This window comes from Actinotalea lenta (genome assembly GCF_030586465.1).
GTDB lineage: Bacteria > Actinomycetota > Actinomycetes > Actinomycetales > Cellulomonadaceae > Actinotalea > Actinotalea lenta.
Genome location: NZ_JAUQYP010000001.1, coordinates 2166840 through 2183202 on the forward strand (window position 1 = coordinate 2166840; position 16363 = coordinate 2183202).

Here is a 16363-nt window from a genome sequence, read left to right on the forward strand (position 1 = left end):
TCACACCTTCTTCAGGTAGGTCTTGCCGACCAGCCCGTTGGGCCGGACCAGCAGGAACAGGAGGATGAGGAGGTACAGGAGCTGCTCACCCCAGACCGAGCTGACGTACAGCTGCAGGAAGTTGCCCGCCACGGCGATGAGGTAGGCCCCCAGCACCGGGCCGTAGAAGGTCTGGAAGCCGCCCAGGACGCAGGCGAACAGGGCGGTGACCTGCACGGTGTTCATGAAGGTCGGCGTCACCGTGGTCGCGGGCGCGATCATCACCGCGGCGAGCATGCCCAGCACGCCGGCTGCGGCCCATGCGAGCACCGTGACCCTGCGCGTCGGGATCCCCATCAGGCGGGCGGTCTGCTCGTTCGACGCCGTGGCCCGGATCGCGAGGCCGATCTTGGTCTTCTGCAGCATCACGAACAGCCCGGCGGCGATGGCGACACCCAGGCAGATGTTCAGCAGGCCGTTGTAGGAGAGGTAGGCGTCCCCGATGGTGAGCGCGCCGTCGGGTATCGCTTTCGGCAGGAGCATCGGTTCGGTCCCGAACAGGATGGGTGCCAGCCCCAGGAAGACCATGATCAGACCGAGGGTGACGATCTCCTTGCCGACCGCGGTGGCGCGCCGCAGCCGGCGGATCACGGCGAAGTCGACCGCGAACCCGAGGGCGATGGCGACCGCGGCCCCCACGAGCACGCTGGCCCACAGCGGCGCACCGGTGCGGTTGAGCACGAACGCGACCGCGGTGCCGCTGAACATGCCCATCGAGCCCTGCGCGAAGTGCATCACGAGGCTCGTGCGCCACACGAGGATGATCCCGAGGGCCGCGAGGGCGTACACGCTGCCCGTCTCGAGGCTCCGAAGGAGCGGTTGTAGCAGCCCCACCTGGCGGACACGCCCCTTCCTTGGAGAGGAATCTGACACCGATGACATCCATGACGGTCGCCAGTAGCCGCCCCTCCAGGGGAACGTGGTCGACCTTGACGCACGCGCTGAAGAGGAAGATATGACGCGCATGTCATCCGTGGCAAGAGGCGCACCGGAATTGGCCTCCTCGGGTCGTGGCGTCGCGCGACATTCCAGGTCAGGAGGATGTCGTCCCATGTCACGGCTCGATAACTCCGAAGCGAAGGCGCCACGGGCGTAGCTGTAGAGCGACGCGCCCGGGCCCGATCCCGCACCGTGTGATGACTGAGATGTCGCCCTGGGCGGTGACAGTCGGGGGGGTGCTTGACAGGCGACCCTGGCCGGGCTCTATTCTCCGGGATGACAAGGGTGTCATCATTTGAAGGGTCGGGGCATGTACGACGACGAACTGGCCGAGGGCGACTCCGCGTGGTTCGAGAAGACCATCTCCGAGGCCGACGTGTACGGCTTCGCCGGGATCGTCGGGGACTTCAACCCGGCCCACGTGAACCAGCGCTACGCGGAGCAGACGCGGTTCGGCGCCCGGATCGCCCACGGCATGCTCTCCGGCAGCCTGTTCTCGACGGTGTTCGGCACCTCCCTGCCGGGCGAGGGAGCGATCTACGTCTCGCAGACCCTGACGTTCACCGCCCCGGTGTTCATCGGTGACACCGTCCGGGCCACGGTCACCGTCTCCGAGAAGATGCCGAAGGGTCGCGTGCGGTTCGACTGCGTCGCGGCCAAGCCGGACGGCACGGTCGTCGTCACCGGCGAAGCCGTGCTCCTGCCGCGTCGGCGGCCGGCGGCGTCAGGAGACGAGTCGTGAGCCACGTCGCGTACGAGCTGTCCGACCAGGTGGCCACCATCACGATCACCCGGGAGGAGGCGCTCAACGCGCTCGACCCCGACGTGCTGAGCGAGCTCGAGACGGCTGTCGACCGTGTCGCCGCGGACCGGGCCCGCGCAGTCGTCGTGACCGGCGCCGGCCGGGCGTTCGTCGCGGGTGCCGACGTGGCGCGCATGTCGACCTTCTCGGTGGCGCAGGCGCGGGCCTTCAGCTCCCTGGGCAACCGGGTGTTCCGCAAGCTCGAGCTGGGAGCGCCCTCGATCGCGGCCGTGAACGGGTACGCGCTGGGTGGCGGCTGCGAGCTCGCGCTGGCGTGCGACCTCCGTCTCGCGTCGGATCGAGCGGTCTTCGCGCAGCCCGAGGTGGGCCTCGGCGTCACCGCAGGGTTCGGAGGGACGCAGCGCCTGGCCCGGGTGGTCGGGCCGGCGGTCGCCAAGGAGCTGCTGCTCACGGGCCGGCGCCTCAAGGCAGACCGTGCCCTCGAGGTCGGGCTGGTCAACGCCGTGCACGCGCCGGACGAGCTGCTCGGGGCGGCCCTGGCCCTCGCCGAGGAGATCGCCCAGCAGGCGCCCGCTGCGGTGCGGGCGACGAAGGCTGCGATCGCGCGCGGCGCCCACACCGACCTCGACACGGCACTGGGGATCGAGGTCGAGGAGTTCGCGTCCTGCTTCGAGACCGCGGACCAGCGTGAGGCGATGGCCGCCTTCGTGCAGAAGCGGCCGCACAGCCCGTTCCAGGACAGGTAGCCAGGAGGAGCAGTCATGCGTGTGGGAGTCGTGGGCGCCGGGACCATGGGCGCCGGGATCGCCGAGGTGTTCGCCCGGACCGAGGGGTTCGAGGTGACGCTGACCGATGCGGACCTCGACCTCGCCGAGGCGGGCGTCGCGCGGATCGCGGCGAGCCAGGACCGGCTGGTCGCGAAGGGCAAGATCGGGGCCGATGCAGCGGAGGCGACCACGGCGCGCGTCCGGGCCGGCGAGCTCGACGACCTCGCCGGGGCCGACCTCGTGATCGAGGCCGTCGTGGAGGCCATGGCCGCGAAGCGTCCGATCGTCGAGCGACTGGATGAGCTGTGCGGGCCGGGCACGATCCTGGCGACCAACACGTCCTCGTTGTCCGTCACGGAGCTCGGGGCCGGGCTGACCCACCCGGTCGTGGGCATGCACTTCTTCAACCCGGCGCCCGTGATGAAGCTCGTCGAGGTGGTCGCCGGTGCGGCCACCCCGACCCAGGTCGTGACGCGCGTGACGGAGCTCGCGACCCAGCTGGGCAAGACCCCGGTGCAGGTCAACGAGGCGGCCGGCTTCGTGGTGAACCGGATCCTGGTGCCGTTGGTCAACGAGGGCGTCGAGGTGCTCGCGGCCGGCACCGCGTCGGCCGAGGACATCGACACCGCGATGAAGCTGGGTGCGAACCACCCCATGGGGCCGCTCGAGCTCGGAGACCTCATCGGCCTGGACGTGGTGCTGGCCATCATGGAGGTCCTGCAGGCCGAGACCGGTGACCCGAAGTACCGGCCGCACCCGCTGCTGCGCACGTACGTCCGAGCGGGCTGGCTGGGCCGCAAGACGGGCCGCGGGTTCCACAGCTACGCCTGAGAAGCGGTACCCACCGTGACGCGCACACCTTCGTCGCCGGACCGGATGATGGCGTGCGCGACCTGCAGCGCGCGGCGGCCCGCCTCGGCCGGCACGGGGGGCGGGCCGCCCGCCCGCAGGGCGCGGAGCAGGTCGTCGACGTACCGGTCGAACGTGCCGTGGAAGTCGCGGGCCTCGTCGTCGAAGTACCCGGCCTGCCACACCCGGGCCACGTCGTCGCCGGCACGGGACAGGGTCAGGCGGCGCACGGTGTCCTCGACGAGGCCGCGCCCCTCGGTGCCGTTGACCTCCAGCAGGTGCGTCCCGGGGTAGGCGTACGACGAGTCGTAGGTGCCCAGGAGCGTTCCGACCGCCCCCGAGGCGAACTCGAGCGCGACCGCGAGCGTCGTGACGGTGCCGGGGTGCGTCCCGTCGAACGGCTGCGCCATCACCGAAGCGATCGGACCGCACAGCTGCTCGAGCATGTCGAGCCCGTGCACCTGGGTCTCGATGAGGTTGGCGTGCCGGGAGCCGCCGAGGTTGGGCTCGCCACCGAACCGCCAGGTCGCGAAGACGAGAGCGCCGAGGTCGCCGGCGTCGATGGCTGCCTTGAGCCGCTGGACCGGCTCGGCGTAGCGATGGTTGAGGTCGATCGCGACGAACAGGTCGCGCTCGGCCGCCGCATCCAGCAGGGCGTCGGCCTCGGTGAGGTCGAACACCAAGGGCTTCTCGACGAGCAGGGGCACGCCGCGCTCGATGAGGTGCAGCGTCGGGGCGAAGTGCTCCTCGTTGGGCAGGCAGACGGTGACCAGGTCCGGCTGCGCGGTGTCCAGCATGGCGTCCACGTCCGTGTACGCGTCCGTCCGGTAGGCGTCTGCGCGCGCACGGGCTCGCGTCACGTCGCGTCCGACCACTCCCACGAGCTCGGTGTCCGTGCGGTCGGCGAACACCCGGGCGTGCTGCTCACCCCACCCGCCGGTGCCGACCACCGCCACCCGCACCGGCTGCTCCGGGGTGGGGGTACGCGGACGGAAGGCCGGGCGGAACTCGGGTGCGGGGAGTGGGGGCATGGCTCCACTGTGCACCCTGAGCGCGCCGGCGGGGCGACGGACCGGCCGGGAATGCTCAAGGTCGCTCCCGTGTTGCCGACATACCAGATGACGGGCGGTGCTCGTCACGTACGCAGTACGCCGCCGAGCGGTCCGACATCCCGCCCTGGTGCTGCGTCCTGGTCGTACCGCGGGCCTGGAGTCATGGGCACCGGGTGCGGCCGGGTGGCGCGTCCCCGACGGCGACCAACGCGCCGGTCGTGGTTCAAGCTCCCCGAGAAGGGCAAACGGGGGAGCGGGCGGGGACGACGATGTCGATCCCGCACCGGGTGCCGCGTCGCGGAACCCGGTGCGGGGCTCATGCCACGTGCGCAGTCGTCGGGTCCCCGTCCGAAGGCACGCGTCGCGAGGTCCCGCTCGCCTCGACGAGGACGTCGGTGATCTCGTCGCCGACGAGCTCGTGCCGTTCCAGCAGCGCGTCGCGCAGCGCCTCGACGAGGTGCCGGTTCCGCGAGAGCAGCCAGACGACGCGCCTGCGGGCGTCCTCGAGCAGCTCCTCGACCTGCTCTCGTGCGGCCGAGTCCGCCAGCACCGCCTCCACGAGGTCCCGCCCGGTCGCCTGGAAGGAGACCAGCGAGCCTGTCATCCCCGCGGCCCCGACCATCTGCGCGGCCGTCCTGGTCGCCGCCGCGAGGTCGCTCGCCGGGCCCGTGGTGGTGTCGCCGAAGAACAGCTCCTCGGCCACGAGTCCCCCCATGGCGATCTGGACGAGTGCGCGCAGCTCCGAGGAGGTGTGGGTGTAGATCTCCTCGGTGTCCGAGTGCGCGAGGAGCCCCAGGGCCTCGCCGCGCTTGACGATCGTGAGCACCTCGAGCGTGCGGCCCGGCGCCACGAGCCACGCGGCCACGGCGTGGCCGGCCTCGTGGGTCGCGATGAGCAGCTGCTCGTGCTCGGTGTAGGTCACGGGTTGTCCCAGCCCCACCATCTCCGTGAGCCGCGCCTTCTCCACGTCCTCGTAGGACATCCGGGTGTCTCCCCGCCGGACCGCGTTGACCAGTGCCTCGTCGAGCAGGTGCTCGATCATCACCGGTGTCCATCCGCTGGTGGCCGCCGCGATCCGGTCCCGGACCGCGGGCTCGCCCAGCTCCGGTTCGTGGGCCCTGCGGTCCAGGAAGTGCTGGACCAGCTCGCGGCGTCCGTGCACGTCAGGAGTGGCGAAGGTCAGCCGCCGGTCGAAGCGCCCGGGCCGCAGCAGCGCGGGATCCAGCGAGTCCGCGCGGTTGGTCGCGGCGATGAGCAGGATCGGAGCGCGGACGGGCGTGATCTGCGGGATCTGGTTCTCCGCCGGGAGCAGCAGGTTGGCCGCCGCCACGACGCGGTTGACCAGCCGGGCCCCGCGCGACGGCTGGTCGAAGGACTGCATCTGCACGAGCAGCTCGTTGACGACACCCCCGGTGCCCTCGCTGATCATCGCCGACGTGATCGGGCCGCGGTCGGTGGTGGCCACCGATCCGAGCAGGCCGCCCCGGCGCGTGGCGATGGCGTCGATCTCCTCGATGAAGCCGATCGCGCCGCCCTCACGCCGGGCCGCGTCGCGCAGCGCGGCGAAGTACGCGCGGATCTTGCGGGCGGTCGCGCCGTAGTACATCGACTGGAAGGACGTGGCCGACACGAACAGGAAGGGGACGCCGGCCTCGGCGGCCATCGCCTTCGCCGTCATCGTCTTGCCGGTGCCGGGCAGACCTTCGAAGAGCAGGCCGCGGCGCGGCGTCCCGCCCATCTGCTCGGCGAACCGCCGGTGCGTCTGGAAGAGGTCGATGGATCGCCGTACGTCCTCCAGGACAGGGTCGATGCCCAGCACGTCCGCCAGGCGGACGTCCACCTGCTCGGGCCGGTACGTCAGGTGCGGGGAGCGCCCGGCGACCACCTGGGTGCCGAGCAGCACCACGATGAGCACGACGAAGAACAGCACCGGCACCAGGATCAGGGGGTCGGTCGACGGCAGCGAAGGCCAGGGCGACCGCCCGGTGAACGGCGCGACGATGAACCACGCTTCCAGGGCCAGGACGACCGTTGCCCAGCGGTAGACGCGGTGCCGGCGCAACCGGTCCCGATCGGCCGCGATGTCGTGCTGTGCCTGCCGGGGCATCTCGGACCCCCTCCGGGGTCGACCACCGACCCGTACTCCTACTGTGGGCGAACCGGGCATACCCGGCAACGGCAGGGGACCCATTCGGGTGAACGGTAGGTCCAGGGCACGCCGGAGGCTCTCAAGACGCCCGATCCGGCCGATCGTCGAGGAGCCAGCCCTGCCACGGATCCCCGGAGCTGCCGTGCCGTTCACGACCGCCTGGCCGGCGCCGTCAGCCGACGTGCGCCGGCACAGCAGGTACTTCCGCACGGCGACGGCGATCGCCACCCCGCAGAGGATGACGGCGGTCGTGGCCGGCCTGTACGCCCTGGGTGGGTTCACGGTGCTGGCCGGCGTGCTCGCGGTGCGCCCGGAGCGCTGGTTGCCGCTCAGCCTGCTCGGCGCGACCGGGGTGGTGGTCGCAGCAGCGCTCGCGGCGAGGCGGAACGTCCCGAGCAACGTGCTCGCCGCCCTGCCGGCGCTCGGTGCCGTGATCGTGACTGCGGACATCGCGCTCGCCGCGGGCACCCCTCTCGCGCACGCCTACGCGTTGCTCTACCTGTTCGTGATCGTCGACGCCTCCTTCTTCTTCGACTGGTGGACGGCGGCGCTGCACTGGGCCGTGGTCGCCGTGGCGCAGGTGACCACAGCCTTCGTGACAGGCGTGTCCTGGGTCGAGGTCGGTGCGGTGCTCGTCACCCTCGGCGTTGCCGGGGGCGTGACGGGCTGGTTGGTCCGGGTGGCTGCGCTGGCCGGGGTGGACCCGCTGACGGGCCTGGTGGATCGTGGCGTGGGCGACCGGGAGATCGAGGCGGCCGTGGGCCGCGTGGCGCGCACCGGTGAGGACGCCGCCCTCGTGCTGATCGACCTCGACGCGTTCAGCACGCTGAACCACGAGCAGGGTGTCGCCGCCGGCGACGACGTGCTGGTGCAGGTGGCGGGCGCGTGCGCCGCCGTGGTGGCCGGTACGGGGACCGGGTGCCGTTTCGGCAGTGACGAGTTCCTGCTGATCCTGGCGCGAGCCGACCGGGAGCAGGCCCTGGTGACGGTGGCGGACCTGAGGCGCCGGGTGGCACCGGTGCGCTTCTCCGCCGCCGTGACCACCGTCTCGCGTGCGGACACCCGCGCCGGAATCGCGTGGCGGCTGATGACGGCGTTGCGCGGGGCGACCGAGCAGGGCGGTGGGGCGACCGTCGTCGCGGACGACAGCGCCACGGCCACCGTCCGGCTGCGGGAGGCGATCGCGGGTGGAGAGCTGGAGATGCACTACCAGCCGATCGTGCACCTGGGCCGCCGCGAGGTGGTCGGCCTCGAGGCCCTCGTGCGATGGCGGGACCCTGACCGGGGACTGGTCCCACCGGACTCGTTCGTCCCGCACGCGGAGCGCGACGGGACGATCGTCGACCTCGGCAGGTGGGTGGTCGCCGAGGTCTGTCGCCAGATGCGCCAGTGGGCGGCCGAGGGGGTCGAGGTCCCGGTCGCGGTCAACGCCTCGCACGCCGAGCTGAACAGGTCGGACTTCGCGGACCGCTTCCTGCGGACGTGCCGGGAGCACGGAGTGCCACCCTCAGCCATCGTCGTCGAGGTCACCGAGACGACCGTCGCGCGCACGGAGGACCGTGTGATGGCGAATCTCGAGCGGCTGCGTGCGGCAGGTGTCGGGGTGTCCATCGACGACTTCGGTACCGGGTACTCGTCGCTCGCCAGGCTGCAGCGCCTGCCGGTCACCCAGCTCAAGATCGACCGGGCGTTCGTCGCCGCCCTCGAGGACGGCGGGGGCGGTGGACCGGTGCTCTCCGTGATCGTGGCGCTCGGGGCGGCCCTGGGCCTGGACGTCGTCGCGGAGGGCATCGAGACGCCGGCTCAGGCCGAGGTGCTGGGCCGGCTGGGGGTGCGGCACGGCCAGGGCTACCACTTCGCGCGGCCGATGTGCGCGGCGCAGCTCGCGGCGGGACTCGTCCGCCGCGGCCCGTGACCTACCTGGAGGACCTTCCGCGTCCCGCTGCCGGTGGGCCTTGCCCCGAACCGTCTCGGCTGTTACGTTACGTGGCGGAACGTAATGAGGATCGGGGAAGGCATGCTGGATGACGCTCGCGCCCCACGCCGTCCGGGCGGCCACGGCTCGGGGCGAGGGCGCCCGCGGGACCCCGAGCTGGACCGACGGGTCCTCGAGACCACCCTGGGCCTGCTGGCCGAGGTGGGCTACGGCGGTCTCACCGTGGCGGAGGTCGCCAGACGAGCGCAGGTCGGCAAGCCTGCGGTGTATCGGCGATGGGCAGGGAAGTCCCAGCTCGTGGTCGAGGCACTGGTCACGCAGCTGCGCCCCCAGGGCGACGCCGGTGCGGGCTCGGTGGTCGAGGACCTGACCGGACTCATCGGTGAGCTCGTCCACCTGCTGACGCGCACCCCACTCGGCCGCGTGCTACCCGGGCTGGTGTCCGAGATGGCCACCGACCCCGTTCTCGCGGAGAGCTACCGTCGGCTGATCATCGGCCCCAACCAGCAACGCTGGTGGTCCGCGGTCGAACGGGGGATCGGCCGGGGCGAGCTCGTCGCCGAGACGGACGTCGACGCGGTCGTGAACGCCCTCGCCGGCCCGCTGTACCTCCGCGTGCTCATCACGGGCGAGCCCGTCCCGGACGACTACGCCGCGACGGCGGTCGGCATGGTGCTGGCCCGCTACGGCGCCACGGCACCGCACTCTCGACCGATGGAGAAGGAAGGATGACCATGTCGGGCTCGACGCCCGCGCCCGATCGGGTGCTCGGTACGTCCCTGATCGCCGCCGGCCTGGGCACGGCCGCGGTCGCGGTGCTCGGTCCGCTCGTGACAGGCGTGATCCGCTATCACGCCTCGGAGTCGGCCGTGGCCCAGGTCGCCGGCGGCGACCTCGCCGGCCTGCTGCTGGCCGCACCGGTGAGCATCGTGGCCGGCGTGCTGGTCCTGCGCCGGCACCGGGCGGGAACGGTGCTCGCGCTCGCGCCCGCGGGATACGTCGGCTACACGGCTACCCAGCTGGCTCTCGGCGGCGACGTGATCCGCTACCCGGGCAACAGCGAGCGGTTCTTCCCGCTGTTCCTTGGCCTCCTCGTGCTCGCGATCGTCATCGCCGTGCGGGCATGGCGCGGGCTGGATCCTGCGACGCTACCCGTCGCCTCACGCCGCGTGGACCGCACCGTCGGGGTGTTCGCGCTCGCGGTCGCGGCGTTCCTCGTGCTCGGCCTGCACCTGCCCGGCCTCCTGGACGCGTGGAGCCCTACCCCCAGCGATCCTGGCTATCTGGCCGACCCGGTCGTGTTCTGGCTGGTCAAGCTGATGGACCTCGGGCTCGTGGTGCCGGCCCTCGTCGCCGTCGGCGGGGGCGCTCTGCGGGGTGGCGACGGCGCTCAGCGGGTGAGGTACGCCGCGGTGGGCTGGATGGCGCTGCTGGCGACCGCGGTCGCCGGCATGGCGCTGGTCATGCAGGCGCGGGACGACCCGGCGGCGTCGGTCCCCAGCACGGTCGCCTTCGCCTGCTTCGCGGGGATCGGCCTTGCCGTCGCGGGGATGGTGTTCCGCCCCGTGCTCGCGCCCGGCTCGTCCACGACCCCGGTGGGCCAGGGACCGGGCACGTTCACGGGCGCGGTCCCCGAGGTGGTCGAGTGATGATCGAGGAGGTCATGCGGGCCGCGCGCCGCCCGGAGCCCTTCCAGCCCAGCGAGGCGCCGTTCTGGGACGACCCCTACATCGCGGGCCAGCTGCTGGGCTTCCACCTGGACGACCGGACCGAGGCCGCCAGCCGGCCCTCGTCGGTCATCGCGCGGGACGTCGGCGTCCTCCTCGAGCGAGGCCTCGCGGGGCCGGGCCGGCGGGTCCTCGACCTCGGTTGCGGGCCCGGCCTGTACGCCCACCGGCTGGCCGCCGCCGGGTGTGCCGTGACCGGGCTGGACCTGAGCGCCGGATCGATCGAGTTCGCCCGCGCGCGGGCCGCGGACGCCGGACTGACGGTGGACTACCGCGTGCAGGATTTCCGCACGCTGGACGCGCATGCGACCTATGACCTGGTCCTGCAGTCGTTCGGGGAGGTGTCCACGTTCTCCGACACCGTGCGTGACGACCTGCTACGCCGGATCCGCCGCGCGCTGGCACCTGGGGGAGCGCTCCTGTTCGACATGACCAGGCCGTCGGCCCACCGTCCGCCGGCGCCGCGGCGCGTCGAGCTGCTCGACGGTGGTCTGTGGCGACCCGGGCCGCACCTCGTGGTCACCGACACGTACGTCTACCCGGACGACATCACCTGCGACCAGTACGTGGTCGCGGACGACTCCGTGGTCGTCTACCGCATGTGGTTCCACGACTACACACCGGCTACCCTCGCACCGGTGCTGACCGAGGCAGGCCTGATGGTTCAGGAGGTCTGGGGTTCGCTGGGTGGCGGTCCTCCTGCCACCGACGACGACTGGTTCGCCGTGCTGGCCCGTGCTGACGGAGCGTGAGTCGGCGTCTCGGTGATCGTGGCGCCGTCGAGCCTGGGGTCGTTGGCCTCAGGCACCCGGGTTCTTGAGGGCCGCGAGCCGTGCCTCGACCTCGAGGTCGTCGCCGGACCTCTCGAGCTCGTCGAACTGAGCCTCGAGGGAGGAGGTCGCGACCTCGGCCCGTCCTGCAGCGTAGGCCTCCTCGTGCCGCACCTTGTCCTCGAAGCGGGACAGCTCACTGGTCGGGTCGAGGACGCTGATCGCTGAGAACGCTCCCTGGATCTTCGCCTGGGCCTCGGCGCTCTTCTGCCGGGCGACCAGCGAGTCGCGGCGGGTCTGGAGCTCGGCGAGCCTGTCCTTCATCGCGGACAGCCCGGACTTGAGCCTCTCGACTGCATCGGCCTGCGAGGCGATCATCGGCTCGGCCGCGGCAGCGTCCCGCTCCGCGGTGATCTGCTTGCCGAGGGCGGCCTTGGCGAGGTCGTCGAACCTGTCGGCGTCCGCCGCGTTGCCGGCGGCCCGCAGCCGGTCCGCCCGGCTGGAGGCGGCCAGTGCCTTGCGGCCCCACTCGGATGCTGCGGCGACGTCGGCAGCGTGGTCCTGCTCTGCCAGACGCAGGTTCCCGATCGTCTGAGCGACCGCGTCCTGGGCCTCGACGACGGTGTTGGTGTAGTCCCGGATCAGCTGGTCGATCATCGTGCCGGGGTCCTCAGTGCGGTCCAGCAGCGCGTTGATGTTCGCCCGGGCCAGCTGGGAGATCCGGCCGAGCACGGTCCGCTTGTCCGCCATGGTGCGTCCTCTCGTGGGGTGGTAGGCCCGGGGCCGGCGGGGGAGTTTCGGGTCAGCAGCCTCGGCCGCGAAAGCCGTGACCTCGGAGCAGCTGGTTGACCAGTAACCCGCCGAGCATCACCTCGGCGCCCGATGCGGCTGCCTCGGGACGCCCGGTGTCCTGCGCCCGTGGGGTGGAGACGTCTCGCTCGGCGAGCGCTTGCGCCTCGTGGATGAGGCGGGCCGCCGTGTTGGCTTCCATGAGGGCTCTCTCCGGCTCGCCGTGGGCCAGGAGCCGTGCCCGTTCTGCCCGGCGCGCACCGTCGGCCACGCGCGTGCGCGCCTCGGCTCCCACGGCGTCACGGTGCGCGTCGACGTATGCGTTCACGGCGGCGATCTGGGCGTTGGCGTGGCCGAGGACCTCCGTGAGCCTGCCACGTGCCTCCTCGGCTCGGGCTGCACGGTCGCGCAGCGGGGCGATGGTCGCAGCCAGCTCGGCATGCTGCCGCGTGACGAGCCGCAGCGCGCCGAGCGGGTCGCCGTCGGTGCGGGCCTGCTGTGCGGCCGCGATCGCCGCCGTGGCGGCGGACCTGGCCGAGCTGACCGCGGGGTCCGTGGGCGCCAGCCGCTCGGCCTGGCCGATCTGCTCGCGCAGGCCCAGGAGCGCTTCGGCGAGCCCGCTCTCGGCATCCTGGAGCTGCGCGGGGAGTCCTTCGATCTCGTCGAGCAGACCCGATGCCCGATCGACCGCGGACCGAGCGGCCCTGGCTGCCGAGGCAGCCGCCGCCGGATCCGCTCGCTCGAGCGCCTCGCGTCCGGCTGCGAGGCTTGCCGAGGCTTCGCCGGCGAGCGCGTCGACCAGGTCGGGGTTGGCGCTGACCTGCGCGAGCGCCACCGCGGAGTAGGAGTGTGAGAGGGCCTCGAGGGTCTGGCGGGAGGCGGCGCAGCGGGCACCCAGCAGGCGTTCCTGCTGGGAGAGCTCGTCGATCGCGGCCGGCGCGTGTGCCTGCGCGGCGCGCTCGGAGTCGAAGTCGTGAGCATGGGACTCGAGGTCGCTCGTGACGGCGTCGCAGATCCGGATGATCTCGCTCGCGGTCGCCCGGCGTCGAGCCCCGGACCGGGCGTCGTCGTCGAGTTGGCGGCGCAGGACGAACGCCCGCGCGACACTGTCCTTCGCGGCGGCAACCGCTGCCTCCAACGGAGCCGTCGCCTCGGAGCCGAACTGCGCCTGGGCGAAGCCGAGCTCCTGGTCCCATCGCCGGACGCCGTCATCGACCGCGACGAGCGAGGCGTTCGCGCGCCTGAGCAACGAGGCCGTCGACTCGGGCTCGGCTCCCGCGGGGCTGCTCGCACCGGCGGACCGCTCAGCGCTCCGCCGTTTCGCGGCGCGACGCCCGCTGGCAACGAAGATCGCCAGCAGGGTACCGAGGACGGTCAACAGGACAGCAGTGCCGATGACTGCGATCACGCCGAGCTGATCGCTCACGCGCGGCTCCCTCCGTTGCGGTTCGTTCCCATGGCGGTGCGTGGGTGCTCTCGATCCCATCGTGCGGCGCTCAGTCGTGCGCCAGGCTGCGAAAGTGGCGAAGAATCGATGAAGAGTGCACGCGACGTCGTCTGTCGGGGGCCGGAGTGCACCGTGGCGACCTGGGTGGTGGAGTGGCACGGACGGCCTGGTGCCCGCTGGTCCAGGGGTCGTGGCCGCGCGGGACGTGCGGGACCGCCCGCGAACCTCCCGCAGGGTGGACGCCCGCAGTGAGGAGGACAGCATGATGGCAGCGGTCGTGGACGTCGTGGTCGGGTCGGGCGCCAGGGCGGCGGTGCCTACCGGTCTGGTGAGTGTCGGGAGTGGATGGTCGAGCCCGATGGCCTGGTTGGTCGTCGTCGCGGTTCTCGGTGTCCTCGCCGCGGTGGCCTGGTGGATCGCGGGCCCGGCCCGGCGGCGCGGTGCCCGACGCGATGCGGACAGGTATCCCCGTGAGATCGCGAGGGGTGGGCGACGACGCGGGGGCGAGCCCCCGGCCGGCCGCCCTGGCCCGGAATGAGGTGACGGCGGCGCACTCCGCCGGAGCAGTACCAGGCCCAGGGCGAGGAGACGCGACGGGATCCAGCCTCTGGCGTGCGACGCAGAGACGGCCGCGGGCGATCACACGAGAGCCCGAGGTCCCAGGGTTGGCGAGCGGTGGCGACCGTTCCCGGCGGATCTTGACGGAGTCTTCGTGGTTTCGCGGGCGTTGCTTCGGATCGCTCGAAGAGGCTGAGCCGTGCTCGATGGCCGCTGACGAACGGAGACCGCCCGATGGACGCCGCCCAGGTCGGCGCGACGGTACGGATGACCGTCGTGACCAGTGAGGCCTGCCACTTCTGCGAGCAGGCACAGCAGGAGCTCGCACGACTCTCCCAGCACTTCTCGCTCGGCGTCCGGGCGGTGCCTGTCGAGTCGCCCGAGGGTGCCGCGCTCCTGGCTCGTCACCGACCGGCGATGAACCCGCTCGTCCTGGCCGACGGGGCGTTCTTCAGTGCCGGCCGACTGCCGGTCAAGAAGCTGATCCGGCACCTGGAGCGCGTCGGCGCAACCCGCACGGCGGACGGGACGGCCTGATGGGCACCCTGCTGACGACCGGCAGCATCCTGGCCGCGTTCTTCGCCGGCGGCGTGGCGCTGTTCGCCCCGTGCTGCATCGTCTTCCTGGCACCCAGCTACCTGGCCGTCGCCGCGAAGAACCGTCGCTGGCGCCTGCTGCCGCTGACCTTCGTGTTCGCCGCTGGGCTCGCCCTGGTGCTGGTGCCGATCACCGTGGGTGCCAGCCTGCTCTCAGCCGCGATCGCGTCCTACCACTCGGTGCTGTACTACGGCGGAGCCATCCTCATGCTCGCGCTGGCCGTGCTGAGCCTGTCGGGGCGGATGTGGTCGCTCCCTTCCTTCATCGCATCGCCGGACACCAGTCGCGGTGACTCGGCGAGCTTCTTCGCCCTGGGGGTCTTCTCCGGAATCGCCTCGAGCTGCTGCGCGCCGGTGCTCGTCGGGGTGATGACCTTGTCGGCCCTCTCCGGTTCGGCTCTCGGTGGTGTGGCCCTGGGTCTGGCGTACGTGTTCGGCATGACGTTCCCGCTGTTCGTCATGGCACTGGTCTGGGACAAGGCACGACTGTCCGAACGACGCTGGATGCGGGCCAAGCCGCTGCGTCTGACCGTCGCGGGCCGGACGCTGGTCACGAACACCGTGAACCTGGCTGTCGCGATCGTGTTCGCGATCATGGCCGGCCTGGTGGCCTGGTTGGCCGCCGCCGGCGAGATGACCGGGGGGACGGGCGCCCAGGCTGCCATCGCCGCGTGGCTGACGGACGTCTTCGGCGCGGTGGAGACCTGGCTCGCCCCCGTGCCCGAGCCGGTCCTGGGTCTGGCGCTGCTCGCCGTTGCGGCCGTCTTCGTGGTTGCGACGCTGCGTCGCCGCCCCGTGCTCGTGGAGCCCGGGTCCGCACCGGAGCCGCAGGCTCCCACCTGCCACGCCATCATCGACCGTGAGGAGCAGACCCGATGAGCTCGACCAGCGAAGCACGTCGTCGCGAGGCGCAGCGTCAGCCACCCGTGGCACCCCTGCGGGCCAAGGCCGCACGCGGCCGCAGGTTGGGGTCCCTGTCCATCTGGTTGGGCGTGCTCCTGCTGGTGGCGGCAGTGACCACCGCGGGCCTGGTCACCTCTCGTCCGGCGAGCAGTGACGACCACCATGCGGCCCCGAACTTCACCCTGCCCACCACGGCGGGGACAACCGTGTCCCTCTCGGACTTCCGCGGCCGGCCGGTGCTCCTCTACTTCAACGAGGGCGCGGGGTGCGACGCGTGCACGGCCCAGCTCGCGGCCATCGAGCAGGACCGCGCGGCGTTCGACGACCTGGGCGTCGCGATCCTGCCCATCGTCATGAACTCCCGTGCGCAGATCCAGGCTGACCTCGACCGGTTCGGGGTCACCATCCCGGTGCTCCTGGACGACGGCGCCGTCTCCAAGGCCTACGACACCCTCGGCAAGGGAATGCACGCGGGCCTGCCCGGGCACTCATTCATCCTCATCGACGCCCAGGGCACCCAGCTGTGGTACGGCGAGTACCCGTCGATGTGGCTCGCTCCTGCCGACCTCCGCAAGGAGATCACCTCGCGGCTCGACGCGTGAGCGGTGCGCACGCGCCCGAGCCCGGGCCCGAGCAGCCGACCGAAGGTTGACGCACCCTGCCCGGAGCGTTCGCGCAGGCCGCTGACGCTGGACCCCACTTGATCAACCACGCAGGAGGCGCCGTGCGAACCGTGCCGTTCTCCGTCCCCGGACTGGATGATCTGGCGAGCGACGCCTCGACCGACTCCCGATGGCGCGCCGAGCCACGGCGCCAGACCACGACGGAGGTCGCCGGATGACCGTTGCGGCCCTGGTGGTGGTCGCGCTCATCGGGGTGATCTTCGTGGGCCTGGGCGTGTGGACGATCACTCAGATCTTCCCTGCGCCCCGTTCCGGGTCGCTGACCCGCGGGCACCACGGTGGACGGCGCCCGGCGCGAACGGGCATCGACAGGCGAGGGGAGGCGAAGGAGTGAGCGAGAGCTGCAGGGACATGACGGCGTCGAGCGGCTGCTGAGAGCGTGGCGAGTCGGACCGA

General features: G+C 71.9%; 16 protein-coding genes. 11 read left to right on the forward strand and 5 right to left on the reverse strand.

Annotated elements, in window-relative coordinates; translation table 11 throughout:
* Complete coding sequence (locus Q6348_RS10360; protein ID WP_350339661.1) at positions 1-1092, reverse strand: branched-chain amino acid ABC transporter permease; 1092 nt, start codon at positions 1090-1092, stop codon at positions 1-3.
* Positions 1093-1288: 196 nt separating this feature from the next.
* On the opposite strand from Q6348_RS10360, the gene Q6348_RS10365 reads away from it, so the two are divergent.
* From Q6348_RS10365 to Q6348_RS10375, 3 genes are read left to right on the forward strand one after another with little or no spacing between them, the layout of a single operon-like run.
* Positions 1289-1720, forward strand: a complete 432-nt coding sequence (locus tag Q6348_RS10365; protein WP_304601216.1) for a MaoC family dehydratase — start codon at positions 1289-1291, stop codon at positions 1718-1720.
* Positions 1717-2487 carry an enoyl-CoA hydratase-related protein gene (locus tag Q6348_RS10370; protein ID WP_304601217.1) on the forward strand — a complete coding sequence of 257 codons (771 nt, stop codon included), beginning with the start codon at positions 1717-1719 and terminating at the stop codon, positions 2485-2487. Before Q6348_RS10365 ends, Q6348_RS10370 begins: the two co-directional genes overlap by 4 nt.
* Positions 2488-2502: 15 nt before the next feature.
* Positions 2503-3339, forward strand: a complete 837-nt coding sequence (locus Q6348_RS10375) for a 3-hydroxyacyl-CoA dehydrogenase family protein (RefSeq protein ID WP_304601218.1) — start codon at positions 2503-2505, stop codon at positions 3337-3339.
* Here the strand turns inward: Q6348_RS10375 and Q6348_RS10380 are convergent.
* The gene (locus Q6348_RS10380) at positions 3330-4388 is read right to left on the reverse strand and encodes a Gfo/Idh/MocA family protein (protein ID WP_304601219.1); all 1059 of its coding nucleotides are present in this window, start codon (positions 4386-4388) and stop codon (positions 3330-3332) included. The two genes, Q6348_RS10375 and Q6348_RS10380, sit on opposite strands and share 10 nt — an antisense overlap.
* Positions 4389-4725: 337 nt before the next feature.
* Positions 4726-6516, reverse strand: coding sequence for an AAA family ATPase (locus Q6348_RS10385; protein WP_304601220.1), 1791 nt, complete (start codon positions 6514-6516; stop codon positions 4726-4728).
* Between the two features lie 184 nt (positions 6517-6700).
* Between Q6348_RS10385 and Q6348_RS10390 the strand changes: the two genes are divergently transcribed.
* The 4 genes from Q6348_RS10390 to Q6348_RS10405 all read left to right on the forward strand — a co-directional run bounded on the left by Q6348_RS10390 (position 6701) and on the right by Q6348_RS10405 (position 10973).
* Complete coding sequence (locus tag Q6348_RS10390; RefSeq protein WP_304601221.1) at positions 6701-8473, forward strand: putative bifunctional diguanylate cyclase/phosphodiesterase; 1773 nt, start codon at positions 6701-6703, stop codon at positions 8471-8473.
* Between the two features lie 102 nt (positions 8474-8575).
* The gene (locus Q6348_RS10395; protein ID WP_304601222.1) at positions 8576-9226 is read left to right on the forward strand and encodes a TetR/AcrR family transcriptional regulator; all 651 of its coding nucleotides are present in this window, start codon (positions 8576-8578) and stop codon (positions 9224-9226) included.
* A complete protein-coding gene (locus tag Q6348_RS10400; RefSeq protein ID WP_304601223.1) occupies positions 9223-10143 on the forward strand; it encodes a hypothetical protein in 921 nt (306 codons plus the stop codon). Before Q6348_RS10395 ends, Q6348_RS10400 begins: the two co-directional genes overlap by 4 nt.
* On the forward strand, positions 10143-10973 hold the full coding sequence (locus Q6348_RS10405) for an SAM-dependent methyltransferase (protein WP_304601224.1): 831 nt from the start codon (positions 10143-10145) through the stop codon (positions 10971-10973). The genes Q6348_RS10400 and Q6348_RS10405 overlap by 1 nt, the downstream gene beginning before the upstream one ends.
* 48 nt (positions 10974-11021) lie before the next feature.
* Here Q6348_RS10405 and Q6348_RS10410 read toward each other — a convergent pair whose 3' ends face one another.
* Positions 11022-11741 (reverse strand): PspA/IM30 family protein, encoded by a 720-nt coding sequence (locus tag Q6348_RS10410; RefSeq protein WP_304601225.1) that lies wholly within the window; start codon positions 11739-11741, stop codon positions 11022-11024.
* Positions 11742-11793: 52 nt separating this feature from the next.
* Positions 11794-13206 (reverse strand): coiled-coil domain-containing protein, encoded by a 1413-nt coding sequence (locus Q6348_RS10415; RefSeq protein WP_304601226.1) that lies wholly within the window; start codon positions 13204-13206, stop codon positions 11794-11796.
* A gap of 813 nt (positions 13207-14019) precedes the next feature.
* On the opposite strand from Q6348_RS10415, the gene Q6348_RS10420 reads away from it, so the two are divergent.
* The 4 genes from Q6348_RS10420 to Q6348_RS10435 all read left to right on the forward strand — a co-directional run bounded on the left by Q6348_RS10420 (position 14020) and on the right by Q6348_RS10435 (position 16301).
* Positions 14020-14322 (forward strand): glutaredoxin, encoded by a 303-nt coding sequence (locus Q6348_RS10420; protein ID WP_304601227.1) that lies wholly within the window; start codon positions 14020-14022, stop codon positions 14320-14322.
* Entirely contained in the window at positions 14322-15260 is a 939-nt protein-coding gene (locus Q6348_RS10425; RefSeq protein ID WP_304601228.1) for a cytochrome c biogenesis CcdA family protein, read from the forward strand. Before Q6348_RS10420 ends, Q6348_RS10425 begins: the two co-directional genes overlap by 1 nt.
* Positions 15257-15886 carry a peroxiredoxin family protein gene (locus tag Q6348_RS10430; RefSeq protein ID WP_304601229.1) on the forward strand — a complete coding sequence of 210 codons (630 nt, stop codon included), beginning with the start codon at positions 15257-15259 and terminating at the stop codon, positions 15884-15886. The genes Q6348_RS10425 and Q6348_RS10430 overlap by 4 nt, the downstream gene beginning before the upstream one ends.
* Before the next feature lie 235 nt (positions 15887-16121).
* Positions 16122-16301 carry a hypothetical protein gene (locus Q6348_RS10435; RefSeq protein ID WP_304601230.1) on the forward strand — a complete coding sequence of 60 codons (180 nt, stop codon included), beginning with the start codon at positions 16122-16124 and terminating at the stop codon, positions 16299-16301.
* Positions 16302-16363 lie beyond the last annotated feature (62 nt).